Origin of the sequence: Kribbibacterium absianum (genome assembly GCF_030067705.1) — a bacterium.
In the GTDB taxonomy this organism is placed as follows: Bacteria; Actinomycetota; Coriobacteriia; order Coriobacteriales; family Atopobiaceae; genus Kribbibacterium; species Kribbibacterium absianum.
This window is the reverse complement of sequence record NZ_JASJEX010000003.1, coordinates 412089-426351: the sequence shown is the minus strand read 5'-3', so window position 1 is coordinate 426351 and position 14263 is coordinate 412089. Positions and strand designations below refer to the sequence as shown.

Sequence of the window (14263 nt, the reverse complement as noted above, 5' to 3'; positions counted from 1 at the left end):
TGTCGACCAGATCGCCCGTTTCGGAGCGGCTACTCCTCGCTGTCCACCATTGTCGCGGCGCCCTCTTCCGCCGCGACGTCCACGGCCTTGTCGAGCAGGGACTCCTTCTCGTCCTTCTTCTCGCCCTCGGCGGCGTCGCGGTCGTTGACCTCCACCAGGTGCTCGAGCGCCGCGTGCTGCGACGGCATCCAGGCCTTGTACACATGACCCACCACGCCGCGGCCGAAGTCCTTGGCCCGCACGGTGTAGCGCTTGGAGTCGCGGCCGCCCACCAGGCTGCGCTTCAGCAGGGGCCCCGGGATCCCAAAGTAGCCCAGACCGCTCGCGGGATCGTAGAGCGCGAGCAGGTTGTCGTCCGGCGTGGCGTCGACGACCTTCTCGACGAGCCCCATCGTCTCGTCGTCGAAGCGGTAGGTGGTGCGCGGCGCGCTGGACTTCTTCTGGGACTTGCTCATAAGGTCTCCTTGGCAGTGGTTCCGGACTCGTTGATTCTACCGTTCGCCGGCAAACCGCGAGCGCTGACAAAAGAGCGCTCTAATTTTCGAAAAGGTCGCTACACTGTTCCTCAGACATCGACCGAGAGGAACACCATGGCAGCCCAACCCTTCCGCATCAAGAAAGAGCAGGCCCGCAACCGCATCTTCATCGTCATCGGAGCCGCCGTGGCCGTGGCGTCGCTCGTGCTGCTCGTGGTCAACCTCGGCTCCTACGACGCGGCCCCTTGGCTGGTCTGGGGCCCGGTCGTCGGGCTGGTGGCCGGCTCGCTGTGCTTCGCCCTCTTCATCAAGCGGATGCCCGACGACCCCTACGCGCTCGTCATCGACGAGGACGGCATCTGGGACCACGCGTCGCAGCTCGACGCGGGGCTCATCCCCTGGGACGACATCAAAGGGGTGTACGACCTGCGGGTGCGCCTCGGCCACTACTTGGTGATCGACCTCAAGGACCCCGAGGGCTTCGCCGAGCGGCACCCCCTCATGCGCTCCGCCATCGAGTCGCGCCAGCGCCAGGGGCTGCCGGTGCTCGAGATCGCGGTCGCGTCCTTCCCCGGCAACTACACCGTGGACGAGGCGCTCGACGCGGTGCGGCAGCATCGCAAGAAGCTCGTGAAGGGCCCCAAGAAGTTCAAGTCCGAGAAGAAGGGCCTCGGACAAGTGGTGCCGGTGTAATCAGCCCTGCAACGACCTGCAAAAATGCTCCGTCCCCCATTGCAGCTGCAAAGGGGGACGGAGCATTTTTGCAGGTAGCTTGATTACCGATGTCCACTACACCTGAGCGGCGGCCAGCACCTTCACGAACTCCTCCACCGGACGCGCGCCTTGGTCTCCCTCGAAGCGCTCGCGCACGGAAACGGTGTCGTCCTCGGCCTCCTTGTCGCCCACGACCAGCATGTACGGGATCTTCTGGTCCTGGGCCTTCGCGATCTTCGCGCGCATGGGCTCGGACTGCGAGGCCACCTCGACGCGGCCGCCCACGGCACGCAGGCGCTTGGCGACGTCCTCCGCGTACTCCAGGTGACGGTCGGTGATGGGGACCACGACGGCCTGGACCGGCGCCAGCCACAGCGGGAGCGCGCCCGCGTAGTTCTCGATCAGGATGCCGAGGAAGCGCTCGATGGAGCCAAAGATCGCGCGGTGCAGCATCCACGGGCGCTCGACGGTGTTGTCGGCCGTGCGGTAGGTGATGTCGAAGCGCTCCGGCAGGTTGAAGTCCACCTGGATGGTGGAGCACTGCCAGGTGCGCCCGATGGAGTCCTTGACCTTGATGTCGATCTTCGGGCCGTAGAACGCGCCGTCGCCCTCGTTGATGTCGTAGGCCATGCCACGACGCTCGAGCGCCTCCTTGAGGAACGCCTCGGCCTTCTCCCACATCTCGTCCGTGCCGATGGAGTGCGCCGGGCGGGTGGAGATCTCCGCCGAGTACTCCAGGTCGAAGGTGCCCATGATGATGTCGACGAGGTCCATGATGGCCTCGACCTCGTCCACCACCTGGTCCTCGCGGCAGAACACGTGCGCGTCGTCCTGGGTGAAGCCGCGGGCGCGGAACAGGCCGTGCACGGCGCCGGACAGCTCGTGGCGGTACACGGTGCCGAACTCGAAGTAGCGCAGCGGCAGGTCGCGGTAGCTGTGCAGGCGGCTCTTGTAGAGCAGCACGTGGCCGGGGCAGTTCATCGGCTTGACGCCGAACTCCGACAGCTTGGGCTCCTCGTCGGTGCCCTCGTTGATGTTGAAGAAGTACATGTTCTCTTTATAAAAGTCGTAATGTCCAGAGGTCTTCCAGACATCGGACTTGTACACGTGCGGGGTGATGACCTCCTGGTAGCCCCGCTCGTAGAGCTGCTTGCGCAGCCACTCCTGCATGGTGCGCACCACGCGCGCGCCGTTGGGCAAAAAGAGGGGCAGGCCGGGGCCCACCTCGTCCATGAGCTCGAAGAGCCCGAGCTTGGGCCCCAGGATGCGGTGGTCGCGCTTCTTGGCCTCTTCCATCATGTGGTTGTAGGCCTTGAGCTCCTTCTTGGTGGCAAACTCGACGCCATAGACGCGCTGGAGCATCTCGTTCTCGGCGTCGCCCTTCCAATAGGCCCCGGCCACCTTGGAGAGTTCCCAGCTGTCCGCCGGGACCTTGCCGGCGGAGGGCACGTGGGGCCCGCGGCAGAGCTCGACGTGGTCGCCGTGGCGGTAGACGGTGACGTCGTCGCCCTCGGGGATGTCGCCGAGCAGCTCGAGCTTGAGCGGCTGGTCCGCAAAGAGCTTCTCTGCGTCCGCGCGGTTCACGACCTCGCGCACGAAGGGCTGGTTCTCGCGGATGATGGCGCGCATGCGCTCCTCGATGCGCGGGAAGTCGTCGCTGGAGATGGAGTCGGGGGTGCGGAAGTCGTAGTAGAAGCCGTTCTCGATGTCCGGGCCGATGCCCAGCTTGACGTCGCTGAAGAGCTCCTCGACCGCCTCCGCCATGATGTGCGCGGTGGAGTGGCGCAGGACCTCGACGCCCTGCGGGTCCTTAGGCGTGACGATGGCCACCGCGTCGCCGTCGCGCACCGGGGTCGCGAGGTCACAAAGCTCGCCGTTGACCCGGGCCGCGAGGGCCGCCTTGGACAGCCCGGCGCCGATGGCCGCGGCCACGTCGGCGCAGGTGGCGCCGGTCGGGACCTCTTTGGCGGAGCCATCGGGCAGGGACACGTGAATCTGGTCTGACATGGGTGGTTTCCCTTTCTATCGTCGGCCTTACGATGGCCGGATGGACTGAACCAGCCTACCCCTCATGGGCGCCCGATGAGCGGCGCGCGGGTAGTAACCTCAGGAATTCGAGGAGCCGGCACGAAAGAAGGGACCCGTTGTGAGCAAGAAGAAGAACAGGCCGACCGAGACCCCCGAGGGCTTGGCGGCCGAGCGGGCCCTCTGCGCGGCCGACCGGGCGCTGGACGCCGAGAACGCCCGCGGGCGCGGGCTGCGTTGTGATGCCGCGCGGCTGCTGAGCGGCATCGCCTCGCTGGGCGTGGCGACGGTGCTGGCGACGGTGCCGAGCGTCGCGGCGCTGGCGCCCGAGTGGCCCGCGATTGCTGTGCTCGGCGTGATGGCGGCCGCACTATTGTGCCTTCTCGCGGCGGCAATCCTGTGCGTGGTGAGCGGCATGGGCAGCTCGGCGCCCGCGGTCGCGAACCCGAGCGAGGTGCTCAACGCGGCAGGGCTCGCGTTCACGTCGAAAACGCAGCTGGCGGCCCATGTGGTCGCCGCCCAGAAATCGCTGGCAGCGCAGGCAAAGGCGGCACACGACGCGCAGGAGGGCGCACTGCGCACCGTTCGCATCTTGATGCTCGTGGCGTTGGGGCTGCTCTGTGTGGGCGTGGTGCTCGTGCTGGTGCTGCTGATCCTGGCGATGGTGCTCTAGACCAAGCCGGCACTCGGGCACAGGTCCGCGATGGGGCAGGCCCCGCACTTGGGGTTGCGGGCGCTGCACGTCTCGCGGCCGAACCATACGAGCTGGTGGTTCAGGAACTGCCAGTCGCGCCGCGGGTACAGCCGCATGAGCTGTGCCTCCACCTTTTCCGGCGTGTCGGCCGAAGGGCCCACGAGCTTCAACCGGTGCGAGATGCGGAACACGTGCGTGTCCACCGCGATGCCCTGAGGGTCCCTGAAGGCCTCGCACATCACGCAGTTGGCGGTCTTGCGGCCCACGCCGGGGAGTCTCTGCAGCTCGTCGATGTCGTGCGGCACGGTGCCGTCGTACTCGGCGACGCACATCTGCGCCAGCGCCTGGAGTTTTTGGGCCTTGGATCGGAAGAAGCCCAGGCTGTGAATCGTGTCCTCGATGTCGGCGATGTCGGCGGCCGCCAGGTCCGCAGGTTCCGGCCAGCGCTCCCAGATCTTCGGCGTCACCTTGTTGACGGCCGCGTCCGTGCATTGCGCCGAAAGCACCACGGCGACCGTCAGCTGGAAGGGGTTCTCGTACTCGAGGGACGCTTTGCCCTCCCCGTAGACCTCGAAGAGCCGCTCCTCGATGGCGGCGGCGCGGGCGACCTTGTCGGCCTTAAGCTCTCGGGGCATGGAGGGGTCCTTTCTCGGCGGCCGACGCCACCCAAACCGTGATGTGCCAGCCCATTTTGGCAGGTTCCAGCCGGGGTTGGGGGCACAGTCGGACCCCATCAACCCCCAAGCCTCGTTAGGTGCTCCTCAAAAGGGCCCGAGAGCGAGGGCTGGGGGTAGGTGCCATGCGTCCGAAACCCCCAACCCTCGTTTGAAACCGCTCTGGGAGCGCTTCGCAACGAGGGTTGGGGTTTGTTACCTCAGGTACGTCGCGCAGTTGAGCGGCGTCTCGTAGACGTCCACCTGGCTCACCGGGAGCCCCTTGGCCGCCAGCTGGTCGAAGAACCATCTCGCAAGGTTCTCGGCCGTGGTGCGGAAGGGCAGCACCGTGAGGGAGAACCCCTCATCCTTCAGCGCGGCGATGGTGGCGGGTTTGAGCGACCCCTCCTCCACCAGGAAGGTGTGGTCCAGCGACTCCGTGAGCGCCCGCACCTCGCGTTTAAACGCGCCAAAGTCCAGCACCATGTCGCGCTCGGTGCCCTCGATGCCCAGCTCCTCTTGGCGCAGATACACCACAACGCGCCAACGGTGGCCGTGGAGGTTCTCGCATTTGCCGTGGTAGTCCGTCAAAAAGTGCGCGGAATCGAAGCAGCTCTCAGTCTTAAGGCCGTACATTGGCGCCTCCTGTTCCTAAGCTTCGCGTGAACCCTGCCGCGAGCCCCTATGCGTCGCGATACGCCAGCCAATAGGCGCACCCCACCAGCACCACGCCGCCCGCTAGGTTCCCCAGCGTCGAGACGGCCAGATTGCCAAGCAGCCCCGCCCAGTCCCAGGTGCCGGCGCACGCCATGCCGTAGGGCAAAAAAGCCATGTTGGCCACGCAGTGCTCGAAACCGCAGGCCACAAAGGCCATCACCGGCATCACGGCGCAGCAGAGCTTGCCCGGCACGCTGGTGGCGGCGAAGCCCATCCACACGGCCACGCAGACCAAGAGGTTGCAGAGCACGGCGCGGCCGAACACGGTGCCCAATGGCAGGCCGGCCTTGGTCGCCGCGATCGTTGCCGCCGTTTGCGCCACGGCGCCCCCGTTGAGCGAACCGAAGTCCGCGACCAGCAAGAGACCCACCAGCACCAGAGACCCCGCCAGATTGCCAAGCCACACCAGGCCCCAGCTGCGCAACAGCCGCGCCCAGCCGTAACGGCGCGAGAGAAGCCCGCACACCATGAGCGAGTTGCCGGTGAACAGCTCCGCTCCGGCCGTGAGCACGCAGAACAGACCCACCGAGAAGCACAGGCCCCCCAGCACGGAGGACGCGGCGAAGCCCAACGATGCGTCCGACTTCACGAGCACCATAAAGGCCGCGCCCAGGCCGATGAAAAGGCCTGCCATCATCGCCAGCACCCAGGTGCGGCCAAGGGGCATCGTCGCCTTGCTCGTGCCTGCGGCCTCGGCGCGCTGCTCAATCTGGGCGGGTGTGGGCATCGGTTCTGCCATGGGGCCTCCCGTGTCGTCTCGTGAGACAGTTCACTGAGAGTGAAGTGTCTCGATCGCTCTCATGCGCTGAGGAGGCGCAGGGCCTCCTCGCGGGTCTTGGGGTCGTTCTTGAAGCCGCCGCGCACCGCCGATGTCACCGTGCGGGCGCCGGGTTTGCGAATGCCGCGGATGGTCATGCAGGTGTGCTCGGCCTCCACCACCACCAAAACGCCCAAGGGGTCCAGCTCGCGCACCATCGCGTCCGCGATCTGCGAGGTCAGGCGCTCCTGCAGCTGCGGGCGCCGCGCAAAGCCGTCCACGCAGCGCGCGATCTTCGAAAGGCCGGTGATGCGGCCGTCGCGCGGGATGTACGCCACGCTCGCGCTTCCCACAAACGGCAGCAGGTGGTGCTCGCACATGGACGCGAACGGGATGTCGCGCACGATCACCATCTCCTGGTTGCGCTCCTCCTGGAACTGCGTGCGCAAGTGCGCGCCGGGGTCCTCCGTGAGGCCGCCGAAGACCTCCTCGCAGGCTCGCGCCACGCGGTCCGGCGTGCCCTGCAGGCCCGGACGGTCCGGGTCCTCCCCCACGGCCAACAGCAGCTCACGCACCGCTGCCTCGACCCTTGGCCTGTCCACCGCCATCGCGGCTCCTCTCTGCCAGTGCCCGCGCTATCGGGCCGATCGCTCCGCCGCCGTCACCACGTGGTCCGCCAACACGGCCGTTGTCACCGAGCCCACACCGCGCGGCACGGGCGTGATGGCGCTCACAAGGGGCGCGACCTCGTCAAAGGCCACGTCGCCTGTCAGACGGCCCGCCTCGTCGTCCCAGTTGGTGCCCACGTCAATCACCACCTGCCCTGCTCGGACGGCCTCTTTGCCGAGCAGTCCCGGGCGCCCCGCCGCCACCACGACGACGTCCGCCGCACGGCAGCTGGCCGCCAGGTCGCGCGTGTGGCTGTGGCACATCGTCACCGTGGCGTTCTTGGCCTGGAGCAGCGCCGAGACCGGCCGGCCCACCACGAGCGAGCGCCCCACCACCGTGACGTTCGCGCCGTCCAGTGGCACCTGGTGATGCCCCAGCACACGCATCACAGCCTCGGCCGTGCAGGGAGCGAAGCCCACAGGGCGTCCCGAGAACACCCCCGCGAGCGACGCCATCGTAACGCCGTCCACGTCCTTGGCGGGGTCCAGACGCTCACACGCCATCGCCTCGTCCACGTGCGGGGGCAGCGGGCGCAACAACAGGCATCCGTGGATGCCGTTGTCGGCGTTGACCTGGTCGATGGCGTCGAGCAGCTCCCGTTGGGACACGTCCGCCGGCAGCGCGACGACGCACGCCTCGATGCCCACGGCCTCGCACCGCTTGAGCGCCGCACGCTCGTAGGAGAGGTCGGACGGGGCGTCGCCCACGCGGACAATCGCGAGGCCTGGCACGGTGCCTTGTTCGCGCAGCAGCCGCACGCGGGCCGCCACCCGTTGGGTCAGCGCATCTGCCACCGGCTTGCCCAACAGCAGGGTCGCAATGGGCTCCTCCACGACTAGGCCCCCTTTCGCAGGTCCGCCTCCACCGAGCAGCCCACGGCCTCGGCGCGCGCCAGATACGCGCCCAGCAGGCCGTTGGCCTCGGCCTCGGCGTCGCGAGCCCACTGACGCTCGCGATAGGAACGCGTGTTGACCAACACGCTCACGGCAGCCGAGCGCAGGGCGGCCTCGGCGAGAAGCGCCCCGCACCCCACGTCCGCCTGCATCAGGCGCGTGCCCTTGGCGCGCATTTCCTCCAAAAGGCAGATCACCTGCGCCGTCTCTCGCATAATCGCGAGCGGTGCGTCGCAGGCATCGCGCGTGGCCTGCTCCACGGCGACGCGCCGCGAGGGGTCGTCGCGCGGGATGGACCACGCCGCCGCCAGCGGCTCGAACCCGGCCGCGTCCTGCTCCACCAGCGCGAGCAGGCGCGCACGATGGTCGGCGGCCTGCGCCAGCACGTTGCGCACGTCCTGGTCCACATCGGCGTAGCGAGGCTTGCCGACGGTGAACTCGCCCGCCATGGAACAGAGCGCGGCAGCCAGAGCGCCCACCAGGGCCGCGGCGCCGCCGCCTCCGGGCACCGGCAGCTTGGCCGCGAGCGCGTCCGCAAAGTCCGCGCAGGAACGTCCCACCAGGCTGTCCGCCATGGCTCTCACTCCTCATCTATGACATCAGAAGTACAACGTGAATTTAGGGACAGTCCCTAAATTCACGTTGCTGGTTTGATAATTAGAACAGGCCGGAGATCTTACCCTCGGCGTCCACGTCGATCTTCTCGGCGGCCGGGCGCTTGGGCAGCCCGGGCATCGTCATGATGTCGCCGGTGAGCGCCACCACGAAACCGGCGCCGGCGGACACCTTGACGTTGCGCACGGTGACGCGGAAGTCCCTCGGGGCGCCCAGCAGGCTCTGGTCGTCCGAGAAGGAGTACTGCGTCTTGGCCATGCAGACCGGCATGTGGTCGAAGCCCTGCTCGGTGAGCTGTTTGATGTCGCGCTTGGCGGCCGGGGTGAAGTCGACGCCATCGGCGTGGTAGATGCGCTTGGCGATGGCCTCGATCTCTTCCTCGAGCGTGCCGTCGGTCTCGTAGGAGAAGTGGAACTCGTGCGGCTCCTCGCAGAGGCGCACCACCTCGCGAGCCAGCGCCTCGCCGCCCTCGCCGCCCCGGGCCCAGACTTCGGAGAGGGCCACGTTGACACCAAGCTCCTTGCACTTCTGCTCGACAAGGTCGAGCTCCGCCTTGGTGTCGGTGGGGAACGCGTTGATGGCGACCACGACAGGCAGCCCGTAGACGTTCTTCATGTTGTCCACGTGCTGGAGCAGGTTGGGCAGGCCGGCCTCGAGCGCCGCGAGGTTCTCCTCGTTGAGGTCCGCCTTGGCCACGCCGCCATGGTGCTTGAGGGCGCGGACCGTGGCGACGATCACGCAGGCGTCCGGCTCAAGACCGGCAAGGCGGCACTTGATGTCGCAGAACTTCTCCGCACCGAGGTCGGCGCCGAAGCCGGCCTCCGTCACCACATAGTCACCGAGCTTCAGGGCGGCCTTGGTGGCGCTCACGGAGTTGCAGCCGTGGGCGATGTTCGCGAACGGCCCGCCGTGCACAAAGGCGGGGTTGTGCTCGAGGGTCTGGACCAGGTTGGGGCTGATGGCGTCCTTGAGCAGGGCGGTCATCGCGCCTTCGGCCTTGAGGTCGTGGGCGGTCACGGGCTCGCGGTCGTAGGTGTAGCCGACGACGATCCGGCCGAGGCGCTGCTTGAGGTCCTCGATGGAGGTGGCGAGGCAGAAGACGGCCATGATCTCGGAGGCCACGGTGATGTCGAAGCCGTCCTGGCGCGGCATGCCGTTGGCCACGCCGCCGAGGCCGTCGACGACGGAGCGGAGCTGGCGGTCGTTCATGTCGACGACGCGCTTCCAGGTGATGCGCCGCGGGTCGATGTTGAGCTCGTTGCCCTGCTTGATGTGGTTGTCGAGCATGGCGGCGAGGAGGTTGTTGGCGGCGCCGATCGCGTGGAAGTCTCCGGTGAAGTGCAGGTTGATGTTCTCCATCGGGATGACCTGCGCGTAGCCGCCGCCGGCCGCGCCGCCCTTGACGCCGAACACGGGACCGAGGGACGGCTCGCGAAGGGCGAGCACCGTCTTCTTGCCGATGCGGTTGAGGCCGTCGGCGAGGCCCACCGAGGTGGTGGTCTTGCCCTCGCCCGCCGGCGTGGGGTTGATGGCGGTCACGAGGATGAGCTTGGCCTTCTCGGGCAGGTCCTGGATCTTCGTGACGTCCACTTTGGCCATGTAGTGGCCGTAGGGGATCAGCTGCTCGTCGTCGAGGCCGAGCGTCTCCGCCACCTCTTTGATGGGCCTGATCTCGGCCTCTTGCGCGATCTGAATATCCGACTTGTACTCGGCCATGTTCTTCTCCTCTGCTCCAGCTGCTCGCTAGGATTCTCCACTGTCGATGGTATGGGAGGGGCGCGTTCACACAAAGTCCCCGAGGCGCCCAGGACCGCGCCGCCTCCCTGTGGGCGCCGTCCGTTCGCATGCTACGAGAAGGACGCCGCCGGCGCCGAGCGCAGTCTCCGGCAGGCGAACGGAGATCGAGACCGGAAACATCACTCTTGCAACCTGATCAAGCCCCGCGTGCGCCGTCACGCTCGCGCGTGTGCCCTCAGCTCGGCCTGCTTGGCCTTGATGGCCCGAAGCGCCTCGCTCGGTTCATCGATGCCAGCCGTCGCCGCCTCCATCGGGCACGGACCGGTGCCCGCGCGGTTGACGATCTGCTCGGCCAGGGTGCCATGGCTCGCCGTGATGCCGTGGGCGCTGAGCACGTCCACCGCCCCACGGGCCATCACGTCACCACACACGGCCTCCACGCCGAGCAGCACGTACAACAGCGCGGCCGCACGCCCCACCACGCGGTCCGCCGCAGAGAAGCCCGAGAGGTCGTCGCCAGAATCGACCCACCTCACGAGCGGTGCAACGCCGCGGTCATCGCTCACCAACACATCGTCGCCGCGCACGAGCACCACGGAATGGTCGCCCTCATGGAGCAGGGCGACCGCGCGTTCGAGGTCCGTCATTCCAACACCTCCGCCACCTGTTCCAGCAGCTCCGTGATCGGCAAGTGCTGCGGGCAGTGCTCCTCGCACTGGAGACAGTGGACGCAGTCGCTGGCCTTGCCCGCGGACTGCGCCTGGGCCGCGTAATCGCGGCGGGCCTTGGGCAGGCTCCCCTCGCCGAACATCGCGACCCGGTTCACGAGCTTGAAGTAGTCCGGGATGCGAATCTTCTGGGGGCACCCGTCCACGCAATAGCGACAGGCCGTGCACGGGATGGACGCGCGGGAGCGGATCTCCTCGGCGATGTCGAGCAACTCCACCTGCTCCTCGGCGGTGAGAGGCTGGAAGTCCCGCATCGTGGCCAGGTTGTCGGCCGCCTGGGCCTCGTCGCTCATGCCCGAGAGCACCATCGCCACCTGCGGCTGCGACGCTGCGAAACGGATCGCCCAGCTGGCGACGGACCGCTCGGGGCCCATCGCGCGCAGACGCTCCTCCAGGTCCGGCGGCAGGTTCGCGAGCTGCCCGCCCTTGACGGGCTCCATCACGAGCACCGGCTTGCTGTGCCTCTCGCAGACCTCGTGACAGGCGCGGGACTGCACCTCCGCGTCCTCCCAGTCCGCGTAGTTGAGCTGCAGTTGCACGTACTCCATCTCGGGATGCCGCTCGAGGATGCGTTCGAGCACGTCCGCCGTGTCGTGGAACGAGAAGCCCACGTGGCGCACGAGCCCGTCCGCCTTGAGCTGGGCGAGCACATCGAACGCGCCCAACTCCTCGGCCCTCTCGAGCCGCGCCGCGTCCATGGCGTGGAGCAGGTAGTAGTCCACGTAGTCGACGCCCAGCCGCTCCAGTTGCGCGTCGAAGAATGGCCGCAGGTCCTCGGGCCTCTCGACCATCCAGAGGCTCAGCTTGTCGGTGACGGTGTAGGCGTCGCGCGGGTGGCGCTCCACCACGCACCGCCGGAACGCCTCCTCGCTCGCGCCGCCGTGATAGGGCGCGGCGGTGTCGAAGTACGTGAAGCCGGCGCCGAGGAAGCGGTCCACCATCGCGCAGACCTGGGCGTCGTCGATGGACGTGGGGTCGCTCGGGTCGGTCTGCGGCAGGCGCATGAGGCCAAAGGCGAGCTTCTTGTCAGGGTTCATGGGCACCTCCGGGCGTTGACTGCACCCAATGGTCCCTGAAACTGCGAGAGAGGTCAATGAGCCGGTGCCCGACGGGTGGCGGCTCGCTGGTGCGGGCGCACGAATTCGGGAGGTTCCATGCCCATCCGCACGCCTGAGGACTTTGGAGCTGCCATCCGTCGGGCTCGGAAACGCCAGGGCATGACACAGGCGGAGCTGTGCGAGCTCTGCGGGGTGAGCGTGACCTATCTCAGCGAGCTCGAGCGCGGCAAGGCCACCGCAGAGCTGGGCAAAGCACTGCATGTGGCCGCCATGCTCGGAATCGACCTCACAGCAAAGGAGCGGTCGTGAGCAAGGCACTGAAGGTCCATCGCGTCACACCCTACGGGCTGGTCCTTCTCGGCTCCATCGACGGCGAGACGCCCAGAGACATTCTGCTCGTGGCGGACGCCGTCGGGCTGCCGCGAAAGACGGTTGCCAAGATGGCCCGCGAACTGCCGAGGCAGGCGCGGCGGGCGTTGCATGAGCTGCAAGCTCGCTGCGGGGACACGGGGGTCGCCCATTGGGGCGACCGGCTGGACGAAGACATGACGGCGCGTATGGACGTGCTGGAAGCCGTGGACGCCTGACGTCACTTTGGCAGCTTCACGCCTGGATGCACATACTGGCCGCGGCCCTGGGTCGCATGGTTGTAGGTAATCGCGTTGACCGGGCAGCGGTGCAAACAGCCGAGGCACATCGCGCATCGATCCTTGACCCAGGCCGGCCGGTTGTCCCGCATTTGGATGGCCCGCACCGGACACTGCCGGGCGCAGAGGCCGCAGCCGATGCAAGCGTCGTTGACCGCGAGGTGATAGCACTGGCGAGCTGGGGCGTACCGGGCGTAGGCATGTTGGGCGATGGCCCAGGGCACGGAGAGGCCCATGTGGTTACCAGTGACGTGCGCGGCAATGGCATGCGCGACCTTGTGCGCCTGCTCGTCGCCGCGGCGCACCTTCTCGGCCACGGCGGTCTTGTCAGACAGATTAAAGATGGGCGTCCACGTGTCCGGCATCTTGACCGAGAAGCGCGCCTTGAGCGGCGCACCGAGACGTTGGAACAGGGCGTTGGTCTGGGCGCCGAGGCCGCCGGTGGTCGTGCCGTAGGTGGCAACGACGAAGGTGTACGGGTCGGGGTCCTGAGAGATGTCGAGCGCAAGGCCCTCGAGAAACGTGACCACGGGTGCCGGCAGCCCCCAGAAGTAGGTGGGCGTCACGAGGCCGAAGCGCTCGAAGGGCTGCAGCGACAGTTCGCGGCGCTCGCTCCAGAGGAGCTCCGTGATGGACAGCGCCTGCTCGTTCTCGCCGCAGCGCTCGGCGATGGCTTCGGCCACGTACTGGTCGTTGCCGGTGGCGGTGAAGAACAGAATCATCAGACCTCCAATGACGTGACAAAATGCTCTGACCCCTTTGTCACGCCGTCAGCCGAGGGTTTCCATCAGGAGGCGATAGCTCTCCAGCTGGGCCGCCTCGTCGTAGACCAGCGTGCTCACCATCAGCTCGTCGAACTCCACGCGCCGGCGCAACGCCCGGCACTGCTCGCGCACGGTGTCGGGGCTGCCGATGAGCGACTCGGCCATCAAGGGTTTCAGCGCCTGGCGGTACTGGTTGAGGAGCGCATCGCGATTGACCGATGCCGAAGAACCGTGGGAGGGCGCTCCTTCGGGTGGCACCGCACGCTCTAACACGGTCTCCGGGGTCCCCATCGGCGGTTGCAGCGGCCACTGCTCGCCGCGCATGGCATCGATGCAGCTCATGACCTGCGTGGTGGAGAGGCGCTCGGCCTCGGCGTCCGTCTCGGCCACGATGCCGTTCATGCTGAGGATCAGGTAGGGAGCGGACAGCCGCCCGCTCGGCCGGAACTCCGCGTGGTAGACCACGGACGCCGAGACCATCTGCTGCGGCGCGATGTGCGCGGCGAAGGCGAACGGCAGGCCCAACGTCGCGGCGAGATGTGCCGAGAGGGTCGAGGCGCCGAGGACGCACACCGGCACGTCGCGGTTCTCGGCCGGGTACGCGTGCACCGGCTCGGTGCCAGCGAAATAGCCGAGGAGCTCTTGAACGTCCTGCGGGAACTTGTCGCACGCGTCGCGACCGCCCCGGATGGCGTGGGCGGTCCGCGGATCGGTGCCCGGCGCGCGTCCGACGCCCAGGTCAACGCGACCCGGATACAGCGCCGCAAGCGTGCCGAAGTCCTCGGCCACCAGGCACGGCGCATGGTCGGGCAGCATGATGCCGCCGGCGCCCACCCGGATGGTGCTGGTCTTGGAGAGCACGTCCTGGACGAGCAGCGCCGTCGCCGAGCTGGCGAACTTCCTGGTGTTGTGGTGCTCGGCGACCCAGTAGCGCCCGTAGCCCAGCGCCTCGACACCCTGGGCGAGCCGCACCATCGAGGAGAGCGCGTCGCCGAACCAGCACTCCGCGCGGAGCGGCACCAGGTTGAGGACGGAGAGCTTCATGCGGGCATCCCTTCTTGTGGCAATGGGAGGGATTGTGCCCAACCGCGCGCCGATGTGCATTTGGGGACTGTC

The 14263-nt window shown here is 67.7% G+C and carries 17 protein-coding genes; 4 read left to right on the top strand and 13 right to left on the bottom strand.

What is annotated here, in order from left to right:
* Positions 1–29 precede the first annotated feature (29 nt).
* The gene (locus QJ043_RS07735; RefSeq protein ID WP_283713091.1) at positions 30–455 is read right to left on the bottom strand and encodes a hypothetical protein; all 426 of its coding nucleotides are present in this window, start codon (positions 453–455) and stop codon (positions 30–32) included.
* A gap of 135 nt (positions 456–590) precedes the next feature.
* Here QJ043_RS07735 and QJ043_RS07730 point away from each other — a divergent pair, with 135 nt between their 5' ends.
* The gene (locus tag QJ043_RS07730; protein WP_283713089.1) at positions 591–1169 is read left to right on the top strand and encodes an STM3941 family protein; all 579 of its coding nucleotides are present in this window, start codon (positions 591–593) and stop codon (positions 1167–1169) included.
* Positions 1170–1265: 96 nt separating this feature from the next.
* Here the strand turns inward: QJ043_RS07730 and thrS are convergent, their stop codons facing one another.
* Positions 1266–3197 (bottom strand): threonine--tRNA ligase, encoded by a 1932-nt coding sequence (gene thrS, locus QJ043_RS07725; protein WP_283713088.1) that lies wholly within the window; start codon positions 3195–3197, stop codon positions 1266–1268.
* A 139-nt stretch (positions 3198–3336) separates the two neighbouring features.
* Between thrS and QJ043_RS07720 the strand changes: the two genes are divergently transcribed.
* Positions 3337–3888: a hypothetical protein gene (locus QJ043_RS07720; RefSeq protein WP_283713086.1), complete on the top strand. Its 552-nt coding sequence runs from the start codon at positions 3337–3339 to the stop codon at positions 3886–3888.
* Here the strand turns inward: QJ043_RS07720 and nth are convergent.
* The 9 genes from nth to QJ043_RS07675 all read right to left on the bottom strand — a co-directional run bounded on the left by nth (position 3885) and on the right by QJ043_RS07675 (position 11715).
* Positions 3885–4544, bottom strand: coding sequence for an endonuclease III (nth, locus tag QJ043_RS07715; protein WP_283713085.1), 660 nt, complete (start codon positions 4542–4544; stop codon positions 3885–3887). The genes QJ043_RS07720 and nth overlap by 4 nt on opposite strands.
* Before the next feature lie 234 nt (positions 4545–4778).
* Positions 4779–5198: a 6-pyruvoyl trahydropterin synthase family protein gene (locus QJ043_RS07710; protein ID WP_283713084.1), complete on the bottom strand. Its 420-nt coding sequence runs from the start codon at positions 5196–5198 to the stop codon at positions 4779–4781.
* 46 nt (positions 5199–5244) lie between these two features.
* On the bottom strand, positions 5245–6018 hold the full coding sequence (locus QJ043_RS07705; RefSeq protein ID WP_283713082.1) for a formate/nitrite transporter family protein: 774 nt from the start codon (positions 6016–6018) through the stop codon (positions 5245–5247).
* A 59-nt stretch (positions 6019–6077) separates the two neighbouring features.
* Positions 6078–6644: a GTP cyclohydrolase I FolE gene (gene folE, locus QJ043_RS07700; RefSeq protein WP_283713081.1), complete on the bottom strand. Its 567-nt coding sequence runs from the start codon at positions 6642–6644 to the stop codon at positions 6078–6080.
* Between the two features lie 27 nt (positions 6645–6671).
* The gene (locus QJ043_RS07695) at positions 6672–7538 is read right to left on the bottom strand and encodes a bifunctional 5,10-methylenetetrahydrofolate dehydrogenase/5,10-methenyltetrahydrofolate cyclohydrolase (protein ID WP_283713080.1); all 867 of its coding nucleotides are present in this window, start codon (positions 7536–7538) and stop codon (positions 6672–6674) included.
* Positions 7539–7540: 2 nt separating this feature from the next.
* Positions 7541–8173, bottom strand: a complete 633-nt coding sequence (locus QJ043_RS07690; protein ID WP_283713079.1) for a cyclodeaminase/cyclohydrolase family protein — start codon at positions 8171–8173, stop codon at positions 7541–7543.
* Between the two features lie 82 nt (positions 8174–8255).
* Entirely contained in the window at positions 8256–9929 is a 1674-nt protein-coding gene (locus QJ043_RS07685) for a formate--tetrahydrofolate ligase (protein WP_283713077.1), read from the bottom strand.
* Between the two features lie 236 nt (positions 9930–10165).
* A complete protein-coding gene (locus tag QJ043_RS07680; protein ID WP_283713076.1) occupies positions 10166–10597 on the bottom strand; it encodes a DUF1893 domain-containing protein in 432 nt (143 codons plus the stop codon).
* A complete protein-coding gene (locus QJ043_RS07675; protein WP_283713075.1) occupies positions 10594–11715 on the bottom strand; it encodes an aldo/keto reductase in 1122 nt (373 codons plus the stop codon). Before QJ043_RS07675 ends, QJ043_RS07680 begins: the two co-directional genes overlap by 4 nt.
* A 117-nt stretch (positions 11716–11832) precedes the next feature.
* Between QJ043_RS07675 and QJ043_RS07670 the strand changes: the two genes are divergently transcribed.
* Together QJ043_RS07670 and QJ043_RS07665 are read left to right on the top strand one after the other, a co-directional pair.
* Positions 11833–12045 (top strand): helix-turn-helix domain-containing protein, encoded by a 213-nt coding sequence (locus QJ043_RS07670; protein WP_283713074.1) that lies wholly within the window; start codon positions 11833–11835, stop codon positions 12043–12045.
* Entirely contained in the window at positions 12042–12323 is a 282-nt protein-coding gene (locus QJ043_RS07665) for a hypothetical protein (RefSeq protein ID WP_283713073.1), read from the top strand. The genes QJ043_RS07670 and QJ043_RS07665 overlap by 4 nt, the downstream gene beginning before the upstream one ends.
* A gap of 2 nt (positions 12324–12325) precedes the next feature.
* Here QJ043_RS07665 and QJ043_RS07660 read toward each other — a convergent pair whose 3' ends face one another.
* Both QJ043_RS07660 and QJ043_RS07655 read right to left on the bottom strand, forming a co-directional pair.
* Positions 12326–13105, bottom strand: a complete 780-nt coding sequence (locus tag QJ043_RS07660; protein ID WP_283713072.1) for an EFR1 family ferrodoxin — start codon at positions 13103–13105, stop codon at positions 12326–12328.
* A 48-nt stretch (positions 13106–13153) separates the two neighbouring features.
* The gene (locus tag QJ043_RS07655; protein ID WP_283713071.1) at positions 13154–14191 is read right to left on the bottom strand and encodes an LLM class flavin-dependent oxidoreductase; all 1038 of its coding nucleotides are present in this window, start codon (positions 14189–14191) and stop codon (positions 13154–13156) included.
* Positions 14192–14263 lie beyond the last annotated feature (72 nt).